The sequence below is a fragment of the Microbacterium sp. SCN 69-37 genome (assembly GCF_001724435.1).
Classification (GTDB): domain Bacteria; phylum Actinomycetota; class Actinomycetes; order Actinomycetales; family Microbacteriaceae; genus Microbacterium; species Microbacterium laevaniformans.
On sequence record NZ_MEEL01000042.1, the window covers coordinates 1 to 18,471 of the forward strand.

Sequence of the window (18,471 nt, forward strand, 5' to 3'; positions counted from 1 at the left end):
TCGTCTTCTTCTCCACCGGGATCACTGGTGGTCTTCCCATGTCGAACTCTCCGCTCAGGACTCAATCAATGGTCCTGCCACAAAGTCTGACGCGCGACAGCGGTGCCCGAGACGCGCGGTGCCGGGTTCCGCCGCGGCGCCGACGTCGACGGCGCGCTCCTGTCGGCCATCGGCTTCGGCTCGCTCGTCTTCGCCGTCATCGAGGAACCCGACCTCGGGTGGTGGACACCCACGGCCGACCTGCGGCTGGGTGGCTGGGTGTGGCCCGCGACGGCGCCGATCTCGATCGTGCCGATCTGCCTCGCGGTCGCGGCCGTCGCGCTCACTCTGTTCGTCATCTGGGAGCGGCACCGCGAGCGCGTCCAGCGCGACGCTCTGCTGGACCTGCACCTCTTCTCGCTGCGCACCTTCTCGTGGGGCAACGTGACCGCCGCGATGGTGGCCGTCGGCGAGTTCGCGATCATCTTCGTCCTGCCGCTGTACCTCACGGCGGCGCTCGGACTGTCGATCATGCAGACAGGTCTGGTTCTGGCCGCCATGGCGTTCGGCGCGTTCGCCTCGGGCGCGGCCGCTCGACACCTCGCCGCACGCTTCGGCTCCCCCGGCACCGTGCTGATCGGTCTGGCCCTGGAAGTCGTCGGCATCCTGATCCTCGCCGCGATCGCCACGGCGACCACGCCGGGGTGGCTCATCGCCCTGCCGCTCGTCGTCTACGGCCTCGGCCTCGGCCTCGCCTCGGCCCAGCTCACCGGAACCGTGCTGCGCGATGTGCCGGTGGAGATCAGCGGCCAGGGGTCGGCGACACAGTCGACCGTCCGCCAGATCGGCACGGCGCTGGGCACCGCCTTCGCCGGCGCCGCCCTGTCGGTCTCGCTCGCGCTGACCCTCCCCGGAGCGTTGACGGATGCCGGGATCACCGGCCCCGCAGCCTCCCAGCTCGCCGACGCGACCCGCACCTCGGCGGGCACCCTGATCTCACAGCTGCGCGCCGAGGGCTCCGCCAGCATGCTGGGATCGCAGACGGATGCCGCCGTGCAGGCACTGTCGGCAGGATTCGCCGACGCGACCCGCTGGTCGCTGCTGCTCGCTTCGCTCTTCCTCATGCTCGGGCTCGTCGGCGCCGCGCAGCTGCGGCGGTTCGCGCGCAGTTAGGCTCGGGACCATGCGTATCGCCGTGACCGGAGCATCCGGAAAACTGGGAACCGTCGTCGTCCGTGAGCTGCGCGCGAGCGGCCATGAGGTCGTCGGGATGGACGTCGTCGGTGCCCGCGGCGCCGGGTTCGTGCAGGTCGACTTCACCGACTACGGGCAGACCGTCGACGCGCTGCAGGCCGTCAACGACCAGCACGACGGGCTCGACGCGGTGGTGCACCTCGCGGCCATCCCTGCTCCCGGCATCCGCTCCGACGTCGCGACCTTCCACAACAACATCGCCGTCACGTTCAACGTGATGTGGGCGGCGATCCGCCTCGGGATCACCCGCATCGTCACCGCGTCCAGCGAGACGGTGCAGGGCCTGCCCTTCGACGTGCCGCCGCCCTACATCCCCGTCGACGAGGCCTATGCCGCACGTCCCGAATCGGTCTACTCCCTGGTGAAGCACCTCGAGGAGACGATGGAGAAGGAGCTCGTGCGCTGGCACCCCGAGGTGTCGGTCACCGCGCTGCGCTTCTCGAACGTCATGATTCCCGCCGACTATGCGGAGTTCCCGTCGTTCGACGCCGACGCGACGCAGCGCAAATGGAACCTCTGGAGCTACATCGACGCCCGCGACGGCGCCGCGGTCATCGCCCGCGCGCTCGAGGTGGCCCCCGCCGGCTTCGACCACTTCCTCATCGCGGCCGGCGACACCGTCATGAGCCGCCCGAACGCGGAACTCGTCGCGGATGTCTTCCCTGACGTCGAGATCCGGGGCGAGCTCGGCGTCAACGACTCGCTGTTCTCGACCGCAAAGGCGCAGCGCCTGCTGGGCTGGTCGCCGCAGCACTCCTGGCGCGACGAGGTCTGAGCCGCGCGCGAGCGGTTCAGTTGGCGCGTCCGCCGGGAATGACGCCGCCGTTCCCGGCGCGAGCACCAACCGACGCGAGGGCACGGCGGCCCCGGCATCGAACACCCGCAGCCTGGCGGCGCGGGGACCGCGAAGCACCACTCACCGCGCGGCGACGGCGGCCTTCGCCGGTCTCCCCCGCTTGGGCCGGTCGGACGAGAGACCCTGCGCCAGCGACACGGATGACGCGCCGGAGAGCCTGTCCTCGACGTGTGCGAGCCAGCGCACCTCCGACTCGGCGGCGAACAGCGACGCCGACAGCGGCAGCGCTGCCACCACGGATGCCGGGTCGCCGCCATCCACGGCGACGTAGCGCGCCGTCAGCTCGTCGAGCCGCCCCTGCGAGGCTTCGCGCTGCGCGCGCACCAGGTGCAGCACATCGACGCCGGGCAGGGTCGCTGCGAGCGCGACCTTCAGCGCCAACTCGTCGCGGGTCGTTTCTACCCGCTCCACGGGAGAGTCGAACCACTCGCGGACGGCGGCGGAACCGGCATCCGTGATGCGCCAGTACACGTGGCCCTCGGCGTCGACGTCATCCTTGGAGACCAGTCCGTCGCGCTCCAGGCGCTCCAGGGTGTTGTAGATCTGGCCGACGTTCAGCGAAGCCGCTCCGGTGCGTCGAGTGAACTCGGCGCGCAGCTGATAGCCGTAGCACGGAGCTTGATCGAGGATCGCCAACAGGCTCTGACGCACCGACATCCGCGTTCCCCCGACTCTCGATTATGTGATTTCTCAGTATATGCATACGCGGAAAATCCCCCGACGCCGCGCCAACAGGGTCGCCGACCGCCGTCAGTCCTCGGACCGCAGCCGCACCGCGAGCGCCGCCGCCGTTCCCACCGCCGCGCCGACCACGGTGTCGAGGATGCGCTCCAGCGCGAGCGGCAACGTCTCGGCCGTGCCCGTCGCCGCGCCGATCAGCAGCAGCACGAGCGGCGTGATGAACACCAGTGCGAGCGCGTAGTGGCGCACCACGACCATCTCGATCGCGAACTGCAGCACGCCCAGCAGCAGCCCGAGTGCCCAGACGGGCAGCGGCACGAACGCCAGCCCGAGATACAGCGCGCCGCCGACCACGGTGGCCGCGGTGCGGTGGACGCCGCGCTCCGCCGCATCCCGGCGCCCCACCGGCAGACCGACCACGGCCAGACCCGCGCAGACGATCCAGTACGAGCGTGCCGGGTCGACGACCACCGCCGCGGCCACGCCCGCGACGCCCACGATCGCCGCACGCAGCGTGAGGGTCTGCGCGAGCGCCGACCACTGCAGCGGAAAGAGCTCCGCACGCGGTCGAGGCCGCTCGCGGCGGTACCGCGGCAACAGCAGCGGTGCGGCGACCAGCAGGCAGGCGAACGCGCCCGACGCGGCGACGACGGCGAGGTAGACCGCCGGGTCCACGGCGCGCGCACCGCCGTGCCGCGAGGTGATCTGCGCAGACAGACCGAAGACCAGCACGAAGAACACCGGTCCGGGCGGCCCGAGCGAGACGGCACCGGCCAGCGCCGACGCGACGATCGTGGTGACCAGCACACCGCCGAGCACGAAGGGCACGCCGCCTGCGGCCGCGAGGGTGCCCGATGCGGCGCACGCCCACAGCGCCAACGCCAGCAGGGGCGCCACGCGTGCACGCTCTCGCGGTCGCAGCCAGCCGCCGTAGATGACGGCGAACGCCCCGGTCGCCGACAGCAGCGCGAGATTCGCGTGGCCGGATGCCGCGAGCACCACGATCGGCACGGTCATCGCGAGCCCCGCTTGCAGCGCCAGCGGCCAGCGCCGTCCGCGCGCAGGACCGAACGTCGCGAGGCTCCGCGCGACGTGGGCCGCCTCGGCCCGCACGCGGGCGCCGAAGCGGGGCGACGGGGTGGACGACGACATCCCCTCATTCTCCCCCGCCGCTCGGGCCGACTCCCCCGGTTCGCACAGCCGGCGCCGAGGAGGGCTGGCTACGGTCGAGACCATGGAAGCGATTTCGCAGCCCCTGTCCATCTCGACCGACGAGGGAGTGACGACCTTCTCGGCCGAGCAGCTGCGGATGATGCGCGACGAGTTCCAGCGCTTCCTGCTGGAGTACCAGTTCGGCCTGCGGGAGGTCGAGACCAAGCTCGGCATCCTCCGCGACGAGTTCCTGCTGATGCACGACTACAACCCGATCGAGCACGTCTCCAGTCGGGTGAAGTCGGCCGACAGCCTCGTCGACAAGATCACGCGTAAGGGTGTCGACCCCAGCTTCGACGCGATCCGCGCGGCCATCACCGACATCGCCGGCATCCGGGTGACGACGAGCTTCACGAAGGACGCCTACCGCCTGTTCGACCTGCTCACCCAGCAGGACGACATCACCGTGCGCGAGGTGAAGGACTATATCGCCCACCCGAAGGCCAACGGCTACAAGAGTCTGCACGTGATCGTCGAGGTCCCCGTGTTCCTCTCGTCGGGGCGGGTCGACGTCGCCGTCGAGGTGCAGTTCCGCACGATCGCGATGGACTTCTGGGCGAGCCTCGAGCACAAGATCTACTACAAGTACGCCGGCGCGGTTCCCGACGGACTGCTCGCCGAACTCAAAGAGGCGGCCGACTCGGCATCCCTGCTGGATGCCCGCATGGAACGCCTGCACGGACAGCTGCACGGTCCGGCCTCGGCGACGATCCGGGCCGTCTGAGCGCGCCGGCGCCTAACCTGGACGCATGAGCGAGGATCCGCGCCTGGAGGCGGCGCGCTACCGGATCGCGCAGGAGGCGCGCGCGTCCGGGGACAGTCCCGCCGCGGACGGCGCCGACGATGCACCTCCCCGCGCGCACGGCACGCCCACAGCCCACGAACGCGCGTTGTACGTCGAGACGGCCATCCAGCAGGCGATCCGCCGCGGAGACTTCGACGACCTGCCCGGCGCCGGCAAGCCGCTGGAAGGCCTCGGCGATCACCACGACCCCGACTGGTGGATCCGCCGCAAGATCCAGAACGAGCGCCTCACCGGCCTCGGTCCTGCCGCGCTGATGCTGCGCACCGAGGATGCCGAGTTCACACAGACCCTCGACACCCTGACGCGCGACGCCGACGTGCGCGCCCACGTCGAGGACTTCAACCGCCGCGTGGTCGAGGCCCGCCGCCAGCTCCAGGGCGGTCCGCCCGTCGTGACGGCCACCCGCGACGTCGACGCCGAGGTCGCCGCGTGGCACGAGCGCCGGCGGCGGCGCGCCGCGGCGGCATCCACCCCGCCGTCGGAGTCCGAGCCTCGGCGCCGGCGCGGTCTGTTCCGCAGGCGCTGAACCGGCAGCGGTTGCGCATCCGTTGATGGTTTCCGATTCTGTGAACTCCACAGCGGCGAGCGCACAGCACGACCCGGCTCAGCCGATCGCGGCCCGCCAGTCCTCGAGCAGGCGTGCGGTCCTGCGGGTCTGCGCCCACGGCATTTCGGGCGCCTCGGTGCGCCCGTCCCGCAGGGCCAGGATCGTGGCATCGGCCTCGATGGCCATCGGGCTGATCGTCGCCGTGTGGATCCGCTCGACGGTGCCGTCGGGGCGGCGCAGCACGGCGTCGGCGGTCGAGACCACGCGACTGCCCCAGACGTTCTCGATCTCGAGGACGCCCTCCGCTGCGCGCACCACCGCACGGCGGGGAAGGTCCGCGGTGATCGCCGTCGCGATCCGCGCCTCGAACCCGCCGAACGCGATCGTGGCCCGGGCCTGCTCATCGACGGCGCCGACGACGCCGTCGGCGTCCACGATCACGGGCGGGTGGTCGATGCCCGCCCACGCGGCCAGCCCCACGACGAGGGATGCCGGGTAGCACCCGACATCGAGGATCGCACCGCCGGCGGTCGCCGGGTCGAACAGACGCCCGTCATGAGCGTCGGCGGCGAACCCGAGCGTGGAGTCCACCGATCGCAGCTCGCCGATCGCGCCGGAGGAGACGAGCCGGCGCAGCTGCTCTGCGAACGGACCGAAGCGGTACTTGAACGCCTCGACGACGGGAAGCCCGACGCGCGCAGCGTGGGCGAGCACGGCCTCCGTCTCGGCGACCGAGATGCCCAGCGGCTTCTCGCACAGCACCGCCTTGCCCGCATCGAGCGCGGCGTGGGCGAGCTCGGCGTGGGTCGTGTGGACGGTGCCGATGTACACGGCATCCACGTCGTCGCGCGCGAGCACCTCGTCGTACGTGCCGGCGACCGCAGCGCCGTACCGGTCGGCGAACTCACGCGCCCGGATGCCGTCGCGCGCGCCCACGGCGTGCAGGACTCCGTGTTCGGCGTGCGGCAGCGCCGCGAGGAAGTCACCCGTGATGACGCCGGCGCCCAGGACCGCCCAGCGTGCTTTGTCGCTCATGGTTCCACGCTAGCGGCGCCGGTGGAGGCCCACGCGCAAGGGATGCCGCGAAGTGTTACGGCCGATCCGTCACAATCGCCCGCGCCGCCCTAATCTGTGCTGGTGAGCACGCAGCCCGACAGCGCCGACTACGGTTTCGACACCCGACAGGTGCACGCCGGCGAGGTCGACGAGCGCAACCACGGCGCGCGCATCACCCCGATCTACCTGACGGCCGCCTATCGCTTCGACTCGTTCGCGCAAGCCGAGGACCGCTTCACGGGCGCCGAGACGGGTCAGCTGTACTCCCGCAACCTCAATCCGACCCACGAGGTCGCCGAGCGTCGTATCGCCTCGCTCGAAGGAGGGACCGGGGCGATCGTCGTCGGCTCGGGCCAAGCGGCGATCACGGCGCTGCTGCTGGGCCTCGCCGGCGCGGGCGAACGCCTCGTCTCGACCGCGAGCATCTACAGCGGCACGCGCATCCTGTTCGATCGCACCTTCGCACGACTGGGCGTGTCGACCGATTACGTCCGCGACGCTGCGGACGAGGACGAGTGGGAGCGGCGGATCACGCCGCAGACGAAGGCGATCTTCGTCGAGACGATCCCCAACCCGAAGAACGACCTCGTCGACGTCGCCGCGGTCGCTCGCATCGCACAGCGGCACACGATCCCGCTGATCGTGGACAACACCGTCGCGACCCCGTACCTGATCCGCCCGCTCGAGCACGGCGCCGATGTCGTCGTGCACTCCTCGACGAAGTTCCTCACCGGGCACGGCGCCGCCCTGTCGGGTGTGATCGTCGACGGCGGCCGCTTCGACTGGGCTGGCTCGTCCCGCGATTACCCGGGGCTGACCGCGCCGGCCGCCCCGGGCCGCCCCGCGCTCGTGGACAGCCACGGCGAGCGCGCACTCGAGGCCTACCTGCGCTTCGGCATCGTCAACGATCTCGGCGCCGCTCTGTCGCCGGTCAACTCGTTCCTGCTGCAGCAGGGCATCGAAACCCTGTCGCTGCGCATGGCGAAGCACCTCGAGAATGCCGAGATCGTCGCCGCGTGGCTGGCGACGCACCCCGCCGTGGAGAGCGTCGACTTCGCGGCTCTGCCCACGAGCCCCTTCCACGGCATCTCGCGAGAGCGCTTCGGCGGCCACGCCGGATCGGTGTTCGCCTTCACCGTCCGGGGCGGACGGGCCGCCGCGGAGCGCTTCTTCGACAGCCTTCGCCTCATCAGCCGTATGACGAACATCGGCGATGTCCGCTCGATGGCGCTGCATCCGGCGACGACGACGCACGTGTCGTTCCCGCCCGAGGAGCGGGAGCGGCTCGGAATCGGCGACGGACTCATCCGGCTCTCGATCGGCATCGAGACGGCATCCGACCTCATCGCCGACCTGGACCGGGCTCTCGCCGCAGCCTCTTCCTGACGGATCACGGCTCCGGACATGTCGCCGTATTGCGTCTGACGGAGCCGGCCTGCGCCAGGGCGTTTACCGTGGAGATATGACCTCGTCGCCCACCGCACCGATCGCCGTGCCGGTCGATGCCCCCGCCCACCACACCACCGACCTCACCTCACCGGGCTTCTCGTCGTCGCTGTCGGCCGACGAGTTCAAGGCGCTCTTCCGCGGCCACCCGGGCGGCGTCGCCGTCATCACCGCCGACGCCGGCGACGGACCGGTCGCGCTCACCGCGACGAGTGTCGCGAGCGTGAGCGCCGAGCCTCCCCTGCTGATCTTCTCGGTGTCGGCCCTCTCATCGTCGGCCGCCGTGCTCGCGAAGGCCGAGACGGTCGTCGTCCACCTGCTCGACGCCCACGACCTCGACCTCGCCCGCCTCGGCGCCACCAGCGGCGTCGATCGCTTCGACGGGTCGCAGCAGTGGTCACGTCTGGTCACCGGCGAGCCGGTGTACCACGATGTGCGCGCGTGGGTGCGGTGCGCCGTCATCGAGCGGATGGATGCCGGCGGCTCCACCGTGTTCGCGGCGCACGCGCTGCAGTCCCAGCTCGAGCGCGACGTCGCCCCGGGCGAGCCCGGCGACGCGCTGGTCTACCACAACCGCACCTGGCACCGCCTCGGCGAGCTCTCCCGCATCTCCTGACGCCGCCCGCCCGGGCACCGAACGCGACAGGTTACGGCGCCGGTGGCCGCGCTACCAGAAGCTCACCGCGGCCGCTGGCGACGACATCGCCCTCGGCCGCCGCGATCAGCCACGTCGTTCCCGCCCTCCGAGGACACCGCGATCTGACGATCGCGACCAACAATCTGAGGATCCCCGCGGAGATCGCCCCGTCGGCGTTTCGCGACCTCTACGTGTTCGGCGGAGCCGTCGGCTCTTCGCCCAGGTCGCCCCCCCTCGAGGGCGTCGACTACCTCATCACCGACGCTCCCCCACCTCCCCCTCTCGCGAACGCGCTCGTGCAGGCCGGCGTGAGTCTCGTCGCTCCCTGATCGCCGCCGCACGGCCTACAATCGCACCGTGGGCACGATCTATTACGGGGGCTCGGCTACTCCGATCCATATCGAGGACAGGGTGCTCGCACACCTGAAGGTGGTCGTGGCCACCAAGCTCCGCCGCGGCGAGAGCTTCACCGTGTCGTGGCAGCACCCCGACGGCGAGACGCGAGGCCGCAGCACCATCTGGCTGCATCCATCGATCCCGTTGCGCTTCGTTTTCGACGATCCCGAACCCACCGAGCTGAACCGTGCATGGATCGAAGAGTTGGCCCAGTCGGCGAGCACGTCCGGCGGCATCCAGCTCACCGAAGAGCAGATCGAGTCGGTCGAGGGTGACGCGGACAACGCTCCCCAGACGGTCGCCGTCGCCGACGACTGATCGCTTCAGAGTCCGCGCGCCGGAGGGAAGTGCGGGATCGGAACCGGCCGGCTCGAGGTCGACTGTTCTTGCGCCCGGAGGATCTCTTCGCCTCTTTCGACGCACTCCTCCAGCGACGACAGACGTGATCGCCGAGCACCGCCTCTGATCCAGACCGTCTCGAACCCGTCGTCCGTGCGCTCGATGTAGGCCACGACGAATTCGGCGTCGCGTGCGCTCACGCGCCGGTCGCACAACCGCCAGGCATCCTCATCGATCGGGAGGAGTTCGAGGTGGCCGCCGACATGCGCTGTCTGCGTCATCGCCGTCATCATCGTCACCGCCTTCTCACCCACTGTCGGGGAAGCCAGCCGGCGGGGCGAGGGGATTGACAGGCCCCCGCGCCCGTGCGACGCGCGAGACCGTCAGCCGGTCAAGACCTCACCGGAGTATGGTCCCTCGGGCTCGGGGACGATCTGCAGCCCCGCCGTCGAGTTCGCGGCGTGCGTCAGCGCCTCCAGCCACGCCCGGTTCAGGGCAGGCTGACGACTGCCGTGATACGAGTACACGATCGACGCGTGCGGATGGAGCCAGATGGCCGTACGCCCATCGCCGAGGCTCGTGTCGTTGCGCCACGTGAACGTGAATGTCTCGCCGCGGCGGAGCTTCTGACTGATGACGACCTGCAGGTGCGCGAGCACGCGATCGTCGAACTCCGCTTTGACACTGCCGTCGTAACTGAACCGTCCCACCGCTCCACAGTAACGCGCGCCCCGATCGACTCGAGCCGCTAGGCGAGCGCCGCCGTGCGTCGGGAGATCTCCGCGCACGCCCGGTCGGCGCCCAGGATGTCGGAGGCGAGCGAGGTCGTCGCGTCCAAAACGGCGACGGGGATGCCGCTGCCGAGGAGCATCCGGCAGACGCTGAGGGCACCGTCGTCGATGCTGGGGAACTCGACGATGTCGGTGGAGCCGGTCTGGTTCAGGCGTTGCGCGTACGTCAGCACCGCATCCGCGACGTCATCGGTCGTGAGGATGCGATGCCCCTCGATCAGGATGTCTTTCACGGTTCGACCTCGCCGGGGATCGTCAGTACGTGGGATGGTGATCCTCAGTACAGCCGAACCGGCCGGCCGCGACGAGGGGCTTGACAGCATCCCGCGACGATGTCAACCCCCCGCGCCCGCGCGCGCGACGAGGGCACACTGAGCGCATGGCACTCGCACTCATCCTTCTCATCGTCGGTATCGTCCTGATCCTTCTCGGCGTCTTCGTCGAGGCGGCGAAGTTCCTGCTGTGGATCGGACTGATCATTCTGCTCATCGCGATCATCGCGTGGCTCATGCGCGTCGTGAAGCGCAACGCCTGACGCGACCGCAGCCGGCGCCGCCGTGGGCCGTCAGGCGCGGCGGTAGCCGGCGACCATCGGGCAGTCGAACGGATCGCGCGCCGCAAGGCCGACGCGGTTCAGGTAGTCGATGACGATGGCGTATGAGCGCCACACGCTCGTCTCCGTGTACGGGATGCCGGCGCCCTTGCAGTAGTCACGCACGACGGCACGAGCGCGCGAGAGGTGCGGGCGCGCCATGCTCGGGAACAGGTGGTGCTCGACCTGGTGGTTGAGGCCGCCGAACATCCAGGTGGCCCACCAGCCGCCGTTGATGTTGCGGGACGTGCGCACCTGCTTGGTGAAGAAGTCCAGTCGGGCGTTCGCATCGATGACGGGCATGCCCTTGTGGTTCGGGGCGAACGATGCCCCCATGTACACGCCGAACACGGCGAGCTGAACCCCGAGGAAGGCGAAGGCCATCCCGAGCGGCAGGAGCAGGAAGACGGGGACGATGACGACCGCGAGTCGCGTCGTGATGAGCGCGAGCTCGAGTCCGCGCTTTTTCACCGGCTGCCGCGACAGCAGGTGGCGGATGCCGTGCGCGTGCAGGTTGAGTCCCTCCAGCGTCAGCAGCGGGAAGAAGAACCAGCCCTGGCGGCGGGTGATGAACCGGCGGATGCCGCGGGCCTGGACCGCATCCTCGACGAGGAACGAGATCGTGTCGACCTCGATGTCGGGGTCTTTGCCCACGCGGTTGGGGTTGGCGTGGTGGCGGGAGTGCTTGGAGTCCCACCACGAGTAGCTGATGCCGACGACGCCGGCGGCGAGGATGCGCGCAAGGCGATCGTTCGCCGGCCCCGAGGACAGGATCTGCCGGTGCGCCGCCTCGTGAGCGAGGAACGCGACCTGGGTCAGCACGATGCCGAGCGCCGCCGCGATGAGCAGCTGGAACCAGCTCTGGCCGAGCAGGACGAAACCGGCGACGCACCCGGCGAGGCAGAGGGCCAGCGCCGCGCCGACGAGAGCGTAGAAGACCGGAGCCCGGCGCAGCAGTCCGAGTTCCTTCACCACCTGCGACACCTGGGTGTACGAGCGCGCGACCGGCGGGAACGTCTCCGACGTCGCGTACGTCTGCCGGATCGGGCCGAGAGTGGATGCGGGGGTGAGTGTGGCCATGACCGGCTCCGTTGATCGGCGGTCCATCGCGGGAGACGATGCCCGTGGGGCGAAGCCAAAGGCGGATGCCGATCGCTGGTGCCGACACTACGCTTACGTCTATACGGCGCCCGGCATACTCCCGGCTCCGCCCCCCCTCTCGACGACTCCTCAAGGACGCGGCATGACTCTGGCACTGGCGATCGATCTCGGCGGCACGAAGATCGAGAGCGCCCTCGTCGACGCGGACGGCGCGATCGTCGAGGGCTCGCGCCACCGCACCCCGACCGGTGCGGGCGCCGCCACGGACGTCACCGTTCTCGAGCGCGGACTCACGGAGGTGATCGACGGATGCCGCGCGCACCCGCGGTGGAACGAGGTCGTCGCGGCGGGCATCGGCGCGGCCGGGCCGATCGACATCACCGCCGGCACCATCGCGCCGATCAACCTTCCCGCGGCGCACGGATTCGCCATCGTGGCGGCGGTGCGAACCGCAAGTGGGCTGGACGCCGTGACGCTGCGCCTGGACGGCACGTGCATCGCCCTCGCCGAGGCGTGGCGGGGTGCCGCACGCGGGGTGCGCAACGCGATCGTGTTCGTCGTGTCGACGGGTGTCGGCGGCGGCATCGTGTCGGATGGGCGGCTCGTCGCCGGTGGTTCGGGCAACGCGGGACACCTCGGGCAGATCCTCGTCGCCGACGTCGACGGCGAGCCGGCGGCATCCACCCTCGAGCAGCGTGCCTCGGGACCGCACACGGTCGCCTGGGCGCGCGCCCAGGGCTGGGCGGGCACGACCGGCGAGGAGCTCGCGGTCTCGTACCGCGCGGGCGAGGACGTGGCGGTCGCGGCGGTCGCGCGGTCCGCGCACGCGGTGGGCGTCGGTCTCACGAGCGCGGCGACCCTGCTGGATCTCGAGCTGGCGGTCGTCGGCGGCGGGTTCTCGTTCGTGGCGGACGACTATCCGGACCGCATCGAACGCGTCGTTCGCGACAGCGCCGTCAACGCCTACGCCGGGCGGTTGAAGGTCGTGCGTGCCGGGCTGGGCGGGGATGCCCCGCTCATCGGCGCCGGCGCACTCGTGCACCGCGCCGACCTGCTCTGAATCCGCCCCCTGCGCTCCGACGCCCCTCGACGTCTTGACGACGTCGAGGGTCGGTGCTTGCATCGGGCCATGCATCATGTGACCTCCGCCGACGGAACCCGACTCGCCGTCCACGACACCGGATCGGGGCCCGCCGTCGTGATCGTCAACGGCGCCCTGTCGACGGCGAAGGATGCCGCCGCGCTCGGCGCGGCGCTGGCCGATGCGGGCCTCCGGGCGATCACATACGACCGGCGCGCCCGCGGCGACAGCGGCGACACGAAGCCGTTCTCGGTGCGTCGGGAGGCGGAGGATCTGGCGGCCGTCATCGCCGGCGCGGGAGGGGAGGCGGCGGTGCTGGGCCACTCCTCCGGCGCGGTGATCGGCCTGTACGCGGCATCCCTCGTCGCCGAGACGGGCGTGCCGGTGCGCGCACTGTTCCTGTCCGAACCCCCGTTCCACTTCGGCGTCCACGAGCCGGCTCCCGATCTCCCCTCGCGCATCCAGGCGCTCGTCGACGCGGGAGATCGCGAGGAGGCCGTCGTCCTGTTCCAGCGCGAGGCGGTCGGACTTCCCGACGCGATGATCGCGCAGTTCCGCGCGACCGACGCCTTCGCCGGTGTGGTGCCGCTGGCACAGTCGACCGTCTACGACGCGACACTCGCGCGCGAGCTGTCCACGCCGACCGATGCCATGCTCGCCGTCGACGTCCCGGTGACGATCCTCTGCGGTCAGCAGACCTTCCCGTTCCTCAGCGCGGCTGCCGAGCGCCTCGCGGCGGCGATGCCGCACGCCGAGCTGATCGTCTCGCCGGAGTCGGTCGGTCATCGACTCGATGCGCAGGCGGCGACACGGATCGTGGCGGCGCGGCTCGCCTGACGCGCAGCCCGCCCGCCAATCCGTTCGGCGTCGCGCCTCGAACAACCTCCGTCACGACACCGGTCGCGACCCGAACAGGAGGTCCGTCATGAACTCGTCACCGAACCGTCTCGTCGCCACCGTCTTCGGCGCCGTCTACCTCGTCGTCGGCGCCCTGGGCTTCGCCGTCACCGGCGGCGTGGGATTCCTCGCCACCGACGGCGGACTGCTGCTGGGGATCTTCGCCGTGAACCCGCTGCACAACATCGCGCACCTTCTCATCGGTGCCGCGCTCGTGATCGCGGGCCTGAGCGGCGTGCGCGCCGCCAAGACGGTCAACGCCACCATCGGCGCCGCCTATCTGCTGCTGGGCGTGGTCGGCTTCTTCCTCGTCGGCACCTCGGCGAACATCCTCGCCCTGAACGTCCCCGACCACTTCCTGCACCTCGCCAGCGCGATCGTGCTGCTCGGTGTGGCTCTCGGCGCCGAGCGCGGCGCGCGGTCGGTCACGGCATGAGCGCGCCCTCCCGCGCGGCGGCCGCTCCGGGAGCCGGCCTGCGCGCCTGGACCGTGCCGCTCGCGTGGGGGGCGGGCCTGGTCTCGATCGGCATGGGCGCGGCCGCCATCACGGGTGAGGCGTCTTCGGGCGCGGCCCGCGGGTCGGGAGTCGTCCTCGCCGTGGCGGGACTGCTGTGGCTGGCCTGGGGTGCGGCGGCGCTGAGCGCCGGCCGCCTGCTCCTGCCCCGGACCGCGGCGGCGTCGACGCTCGTCACTGTCTTCGGCGTCGCCGCGCTTGTCGTTCTGACCGGGGGCCGCGCGAGCATTCTGGCCGCCGCGGTCGCGGTCGTCCTCCTGCTGACGGCGGCCGTGATGATCATCACCGACGCTCGCCGGCGCGTGGCACCGGCCGGCGCGATCCGCACGGTTCCCCTGCTGCTGGCCGCCGCCCTCGTGGCCGTCGTGGCCACACCGGCACTCGGCGCCGTGCAGGACGCGGCGCTCGTGCGCCCCGACGGCACCGTGATGGTCGTCGATCCGCACGCCGGCCACTGACAGGCGACGAAGAGGGGTGGATGCCGGTGCTCCCGGCATCCACCCCTCTCGGTGTGCGCGTGGCCGCGGCTCAGGCCAGCGTGCTCTGGAAGGGGTCGAACCCCTCGGGCAGAAGCGGCACGTCGGCGACGGTGCTGCCGATCGTCAGCGTCTCGCCGGTACCGGCGGACTCCTGCGCCGACAGCATGACGTCGAGCACGTGATAGCCGAGTTCGCCGGTCGCGACATGCGGGCGTCCCTCCGCGATGGCGCGTGCCATGTCGAGCACGCCGAGGCCGCGACCGACGACGGTGCCCTGCGCCGGGATCTCGACCCACTCCTGCTCGAAGCGCATGCCGTCACGGATCACGCCGAGCGGCTTCACGTACGCGATGCGTCCGGTGAAGGCGTTCGGGTCGGGCAGAACGATCGTGCCCTCGGAGCCGTGGATCTCGATGACGCCGTGTCGCTCCAGCGCCGAGTCGAAGCTGAGCAGGTGGGTGCCGTGCTGGCCGTCGGCGAACGAGGTCAGCACCTGGACGGTCGAGGGTACCTCGACGGGGAAGGTCTCGCCCGCCCGCGCACCGGTGTGGATCTGACGGGTCGTCTGCCAGCGCGATCCGCGCGCCGTGACGCCCGCGACCGGACCGAGCAGGCTCACCAGCGCCGAGAAGTAATACGGCCCCATGTCCAGCAGCGGCCCCGCACCCTGTGCGAACAGGAACGCCGGCTCGGGATGCCACAGGTCGGGCCCCTGCGTCTGGAACGACGTCTGCACGAACAGCGGCGTGCCGATGACACCCTCGCGGATGGCGCGCTTGGCCGTCTGGAAGCCCGGGCCGAGGATCGTGTCGGGGGCCGAGCCGATGCGCACGCCGGCCGCCTCGGCCTGCGCGAGCAGTTCACGCGTGCTCTCACGGTCCAGGCCCAGCGGCTTCTCGGTCCAGACGTGCTTGCCGGCGGCGACGGCGGCCTTCGACACCTCGACGTGCACCGCCGGGATCGTGAGGTTGACGACGAGGTCGACGTCGGGATTCGACAGCACGCCCTCCCCCGTGCCCCAGCTGGGCACGCCGTGCTCCTCGGCCTTGGCCTGGGCGCGTTCGGGCAGCAGATCGCCCACGGCCACGACCTCGACGTCGGGGAACGAGGTCAGGTTCTCCAGGTAGGTCTGGCTGATGACTCCGGCGCCGATGACACCGACGCGCAGGGCGCTCACTGGACGTACCCCCCGTCGCGGAGGAAGGCGAAGCTCGCGGCGATGTCCTCGAACACGTCTCCGGGGGCCTTGTCGTACTCGATCACGGCGTAGCGGATCGCCGTACCGGCCTTCAGCGCCTCCGCGAGAGGAACGTCGGCGGTGCCGGCGTGGCGCTGGTCGAGGCTGTCCGACCCGAAGGAACCGGCGCCAGGAGCCCAGGGGTTGGATGCCGGGACGACGCCGTCCTTGACGTGCACCGCGACGAGGCGGTCGCCGAGCGCGGACACGAGCGCGGGCACGTCTTGGCCGCCGGTGAGCGCCCAGAAGAGGTCGAGCTCGAGCTGGACGCGCTCGTCGGTCAGCGCGACGAAGCGCTCGTAGGCGGTGGCGCCGTCGAAGGAGGCGACGAACTCCTGAGCATGGTTGTGGTAGCCGACGTTGAGGCCGAACTCCGCCGCCTTCTCGGCGGCACGGTTGAGCCGGTCGGCGATGTCGGCGACGCCGTCGGCCGTCAGCCAGCGCTCGGGCGCGACGAACGGCTCGATGACCGTCGTCATACCGATCTCGGCCGCGGCAGCGAACACGACCTCGGGGGCGGGGGTCGGAATCTCACCGTCCGGGGTCCAGAGCGTGTCGGACAGGAGCGGGGCGTGGCCGGTCGGCGACGCGAGTCCGCTCGCGTCGAGGGCGGCGCGGATCTCGGTGGGGCGGGAGACGAAATCGAACGCCTCCACATTGCGCAGGCCGATGGCGGCGAGCTTGTCGAGCGAGCCCCCCATATCGGCGGTGAACTCCTTGGCCAGCGTGTACAGCTGGACGGAAGCGACGGGCAGTGTCATGACGTGCGTCCTTCGAACCTCGTTGTCTCGTGTGTGCGGCGTCGGCGGCGCATCGTCCGCCTGGCGCTGAAGCGACGGTACCACAAAACCTCCATGTGGAGGTTTTGTCTCGAACATCGACTATGTTGGATGCCGTGAGCACCACGGACGGCACGGGCGACGAGACGGTGATCGGCCGGCGCGGCCTGCAGCCGAAGGGGGTCGCCCGCCGTCAGGAGATCCTCGACCGCGCCATCGAGGTGTTCCGCGAGCGCGGGGCCGACGGCACGTCGCTGCGTCGCATCGCGGAGGCGATCGGCGTCTCGCATGCCGCTCTGCTGCACTATTTCGACTCTCGCGAGCAGCTGCTGGTCGCCGTCTACGCCCATGCCGAGATCCAGCGCAACGCGTCTGCGGACCCGGCCGTGACGCCCGGCGTCGACACGATGATCGACGCCGCGATCGCGAACGTCGACGTGCCGGGACTGGTCCAGCTGTACACGACGCTGCTGGCGGCATCTCTGGAGGCGGGCAACGACGTCGGCCGAGAGTTCTTCTCGGCCCGCTTCGAGCGCGTGCGCGACGAGCTCACGTCATCGTTTCGTCGGCAGCAGGCCGATGGCGACATCCGCGACGACGTCCCCGCCGAAGAGCTCGCGGCGCTCTTGATCGCGGCATCCGACGGCCTGCAGATCCAGTGGCTGCTCGAGCCGTCGATCGGACTCAGCGAGACCCTCCGCACGTTCGGGCGCCTGCTGCAACCACCGCGCTGAGCGCAGTGGTCAGCCGATACCGAGCGTGTCGGCGATGACGGCGAGCAGGCGGGATGCCGCGGGCTCGGGCTCGCGACCGGCCCAGACGGCCGCGACCGGGCGCGTGATCACCTCACCGTCCATCTCGACGCGGACGAGGCGCCCCGAGTGGAGATCGTCGCGCACGGCGAGCGCGCTGACGGCGGCCGGCGCGCACGACGGCGCCGAACGGGACGACACGGTGTGAACGCCATCCGAGACTCCGACTGGCTGCAGCATCGCGCAGTCGAGGAGGGGTTCTCGCTCGGCGGCACTCAGGGGAAGTTCGCGCTCACCCTCCGCGGTGACCGGTGGTTCGAGCCATCTGGGCGGCAGCCGTCGACACACATCTTCAAGCCGGGCATCCAGCCACTGCCCGGCTCCGACGTCACCGAGCACATCACCCTGCAAGTCGCGCGCCTGCTCGGGATCGATGCGGCCGCATCCGTGATGGCCGAGTTCGACGGCGAGCACGTCCTCATCGTGGAACGCTTCGACCGCTTCGACGACGACGGCACCGTCGGCCGACTCCACCAGGAAGACCTCGCGCAAGCCACCGGGACCTCGCAAGTTCAGAAGTACGAGTCCGATGGCGGCCCCGGCTACCGCGACATCTTCACCGTCTTCGACCGGAACCTCAGCGCGGCCGACGCCAGCTCACTCCCGTTCACGCAGCGAGAGCAAGTCCTCGCGCATGACCCTGCAGTGTTCGACAACGTCGAGCTCGCCTTCGCCGTCGACGGCGCGAACACCCTCGGCACTTTCAACTCCGACAGCATCAGACGACTCGAAGCCGACGCCGGGCTTGACGAAGGGCACCTGCGGGAGTTCACCCTCCAGATCGCCGCAGGCATCCAACCCGCCCTCGCTGTCGTCACCGAATCGCCCCCCGATCGGCTGAAAGAGCTCCCTGCCGTCGCGCTCTACCCGCACGCAACCTACACGCAGACCCGTAGAGTCAGCGACACCCTCACCTGAGCGGGCGGGGCTGCTGCACGGGGAGGTGACACCGTGACGCGCCACGAAAAAGGGGTTGCCGT

Annotated in this window: 23 protein-coding genes and 1 pseudogene; 14 read left to right on the forward strand and 10 right to left on the reverse strand. The window is 70.7% G+C overall.

Features of this window, described 5'->3' with window-relative positions; all coding sequences use genetic code 11:
• Positions 1-102: 102 nt before the first annotated feature.
• Positions 103-1,152 (forward strand): annotated as a pseudogene (locus ABS64_RS12160) (MFS transporter); the annotation flags it as partial.
• A gap of 10 nt (positions 1,153-1,162) precedes the next feature.
• Entirely contained in the window at positions 1,163-2,008 is an 846-nt protein-coding gene (locus tag ABS64_RS12165) for an NAD(P)-dependent oxidoreductase (RefSeq protein ID WP_036288214.1), read from the forward strand.
• Between the two features lie 141 nt (positions 2,009-2,149).
• Here the strand turns inward: ABS64_RS12165 and ABS64_RS12170 are convergent, their stop codons facing one another.
• On the reverse strand, positions 2,150-2,746 hold the full coding sequence (locus tag ABS64_RS12170) for a PadR family transcriptional regulator (RefSeq protein ID WP_292683830.1): 597 nt from the start codon (positions 2,744-2,746) through the stop codon (positions 2,150-2,152).
• Positions 2,747-2,839: 93 nt separating this feature from the next.
• On the reverse strand, positions 2,840-3,922 hold the full coding sequence (locus tag ABS64_RS12175; RefSeq protein ID WP_292683833.1) for an FUSC family protein: 1,083 nt from the start codon (positions 3,920-3,922) through the stop codon (positions 2,840-2,842).
• Between the two features lie 82 nt (positions 3,923-4,004).
• Between ABS64_RS12175 and ABS64_RS12180 the strand changes: the two genes are divergently transcribed.
• Both ABS64_RS12180 and ABS64_RS12185 read left to right on the forward strand, forming a co-directional pair.
• Complete coding sequence (locus ABS64_RS12180; protein ID WP_036288210.1) at positions 4,005-4,706, forward strand: GTP pyrophosphokinase family protein; 702 nt, start codon at positions 4,005-4,007, stop codon at positions 4,704-4,706.
• Between the two features lie 25 nt (positions 4,707-4,731).
• A complete protein-coding gene (locus ABS64_RS12185; protein WP_288120698.1) occupies positions 4,732-5,313 on the forward strand; it encodes a DUF1992 domain-containing protein in 582 nt (193 codons plus the stop codon).
• 78 nt (positions 5,314-5,391) lie between these two features.
• Here ABS64_RS12185 and ABS64_RS12190 read toward each other — a convergent pair whose 3' ends face one another.
• Positions 5,392-6,369 carry a Gfo/Idh/MocA family oxidoreductase gene (locus ABS64_RS12190; protein WP_288120696.1) on the reverse strand — a complete coding sequence of 326 codons (978 nt, stop codon included), beginning with the start codon at positions 6,367-6,369 and terminating at the stop codon, positions 5,392-5,394.
• A gap of 96 nt (positions 6,370-6,465) precedes the next feature.
• Between ABS64_RS12190 and ABS64_RS12195 the strand changes: the two genes are divergently transcribed.
• The 3 genes from ABS64_RS12195 (at position 6,466) to ABS64_RS12205 (ending at position 9,187) form a co-directional block, all read left to right on the forward strand.
• Positions 6,466-7,776 (forward strand): PLP-dependent transferase, encoded by a 1,311-nt coding sequence (locus tag ABS64_RS12195; protein WP_288120695.1) that lies wholly within the window; start codon positions 6,466-6,468, stop codon positions 7,774-7,776.
• 76 nt (positions 7,777-7,852) lie between these two features.
• Complete coding sequence (locus tag ABS64_RS12200; RefSeq protein WP_233449552.1) at positions 7,853-8,452, forward strand: flavin reductase family protein; 600 nt, start codon at positions 7,853-7,855, stop codon at positions 8,450-8,452.
• Positions 8,453-8,830: 378 nt separating this feature from the next.
• Positions 8,831-9,187 (forward strand): hypothetical protein, encoded by a 357-nt coding sequence (locus tag ABS64_RS12205; RefSeq protein WP_036288183.1) that lies wholly within the window; start codon positions 8,831-8,833, stop codon positions 9,185-9,187.
• 5 nt (positions 9,188-9,192) lie between these two features.
• Here ABS64_RS12205 and ABS64_RS12210 read toward each other — a convergent pair whose 3' ends face one another.
• The 3 genes from ABS64_RS12210 to ABS64_RS12220 form a co-directional block, all read right to left on the reverse strand.
• Positions 9,193-9,489 (reverse strand): hypothetical protein, encoded by a 297-nt coding sequence (locus ABS64_RS12210; protein WP_292683838.1) that lies wholly within the window; start codon positions 9,487-9,489, stop codon positions 9,193-9,195.
• Positions 9,490-9,591: 102 nt separating this feature from the next.
• Positions 9,592-9,918 (reverse strand): hypothetical protein, encoded by a 327-nt coding sequence (locus ABS64_RS12215; protein WP_005049636.1) that lies wholly within the window; start codon positions 9,916-9,918, stop codon positions 9,592-9,594.
• Between the two features lie 38 nt (positions 9,919-9,956).
• Positions 9,957-10,232, reverse strand: a complete 276-nt coding sequence (locus ABS64_RS12220; RefSeq protein WP_005049635.1) for a hypothetical protein — start codon at positions 10,230-10,232, stop codon at positions 9,957-9,959.
• Positions 10,233-10,378: 146 nt separating this feature from the next.
• On the opposite strand from ABS64_RS12220, the gene ABS64_RS12225 reads away from it, so the two are divergent.
• Entirely contained in the window at positions 10,379-10,534 is a 156-nt protein-coding gene (locus tag ABS64_RS12225; RefSeq protein ID WP_292683841.1) for a hypothetical protein, read from the forward strand.
• Positions 10,535-10,564: 30 nt separating this feature from the next.
• Here the strand turns inward: ABS64_RS12225 and ABS64_RS12230 are convergent, their stop codons facing one another.
• Entirely contained in the window at positions 10,565-11,671 is a 1,107-nt protein-coding gene (locus ABS64_RS12230) for an acyl-CoA desaturase (RefSeq protein WP_005049633.1), read from the reverse strand.
• A 163-nt stretch (positions 11,672-11,834) separates the two neighbouring features.
• On the opposite strand from ABS64_RS12230, the gene ABS64_RS12235 reads away from it, so the two are divergent.
• The 4 genes from ABS64_RS12235 to ABS64_RS12250 all read left to right on the forward strand — a co-directional run bounded on the left by ABS64_RS12235 (position 11,835) and on the right by ABS64_RS12250 (position 14,642).
• Positions 11,835-12,752, forward strand: coding sequence for an ROK family protein (locus tag ABS64_RS12235; protein ID WP_016464228.1), 918 nt, complete (start codon positions 11,835-11,837; stop codon positions 12,750-12,752).
• A gap of 69 nt (positions 12,753-12,821) precedes the next feature.
• Positions 12,822-13,610 carry an alpha/beta hydrolase gene (locus ABS64_RS12240; RefSeq protein WP_288120685.1) on the forward strand — a complete coding sequence of 263 codons (789 nt, stop codon included), beginning with the start codon at positions 12,822-12,824 and terminating at the stop codon, positions 13,608-13,610.
• Positions 13,611-13,698: 88 nt separating this feature from the next.
• Positions 13,699-14,106, forward strand: coding sequence for a DUF4383 domain-containing protein (locus tag ABS64_RS12245; protein WP_016464226.1), 408 nt, complete (start codon positions 13,699-13,701; stop codon positions 14,104-14,106).
• On the forward strand, positions 14,103-14,642 hold the full coding sequence (locus tag ABS64_RS12250) for a hypothetical protein (protein ID WP_016464225.1): 540 nt from the start codon (positions 14,103-14,105) through the stop codon (positions 14,640-14,642). The genes ABS64_RS12245 and ABS64_RS12250 overlap by 4 nt, the downstream gene beginning before the upstream one ends.
• 70 nt (positions 14,643-14,712) lie before the next feature.
• Here ABS64_RS12250 and ABS64_RS12255 read toward each other — a convergent pair whose 3' ends face one another.
• On the reverse strand, positions 14,713-15,840 hold the full coding sequence (locus ABS64_RS12255) for a Gfo/Idh/MocA family oxidoreductase (RefSeq protein ID WP_292683847.1): 1,128 nt from the start codon (positions 15,838-15,840) through the stop codon (positions 14,713-14,715).
• On the reverse strand, positions 15,837-16,661 hold the full coding sequence (locus ABS64_RS12260) for a sugar phosphate isomerase/epimerase (RefSeq protein ID WP_288119556.1): 825 nt from the start codon (positions 16,659-16,661) through the stop codon (positions 15,837-15,839). The genes ABS64_RS12255 and ABS64_RS12260 overlap by 4 nt, the downstream gene beginning before the upstream one ends.
• 134 nt (positions 16,662-16,795) lie before the next feature.
• On the opposite strand from ABS64_RS12260, the gene ABS64_RS12265 reads away from it, so the two are divergent.
• Complete coding sequence (locus tag ABS64_RS12265; protein WP_288119558.1) at positions 16,796-17,413, forward strand: TetR/AcrR family transcriptional regulator; 618 nt, start codon at positions 16,796-16,798, stop codon at positions 17,411-17,413.
• A gap of 9 nt (positions 17,414-17,422) precedes the next feature.
• Here ABS64_RS12265 and ABS64_RS12270 read toward each other — a convergent pair whose 3' ends face one another.
• Positions 17,423-17,632: a hypothetical protein gene (locus ABS64_RS12270; protein WP_233449556.1), complete on the reverse strand. Its 210-nt coding sequence runs from the start codon at positions 17,630-17,632 to the stop codon at positions 17,423-17,425.
• Positions 17,633-17,635: 3 nt separating this feature from the next.
• Here ABS64_RS12270 and ABS64_RS12275 point away from each other — a divergent pair, with 3 nt between their 5' ends.
• A complete protein-coding gene (locus ABS64_RS12275) occupies positions 17,636-18,409 on the forward strand; it encodes a HipA domain-containing protein (protein WP_292683851.1) in 774 nt (257 codons plus the stop codon).
• Positions 18,410-18,471 lie beyond the last annotated feature (62 nt).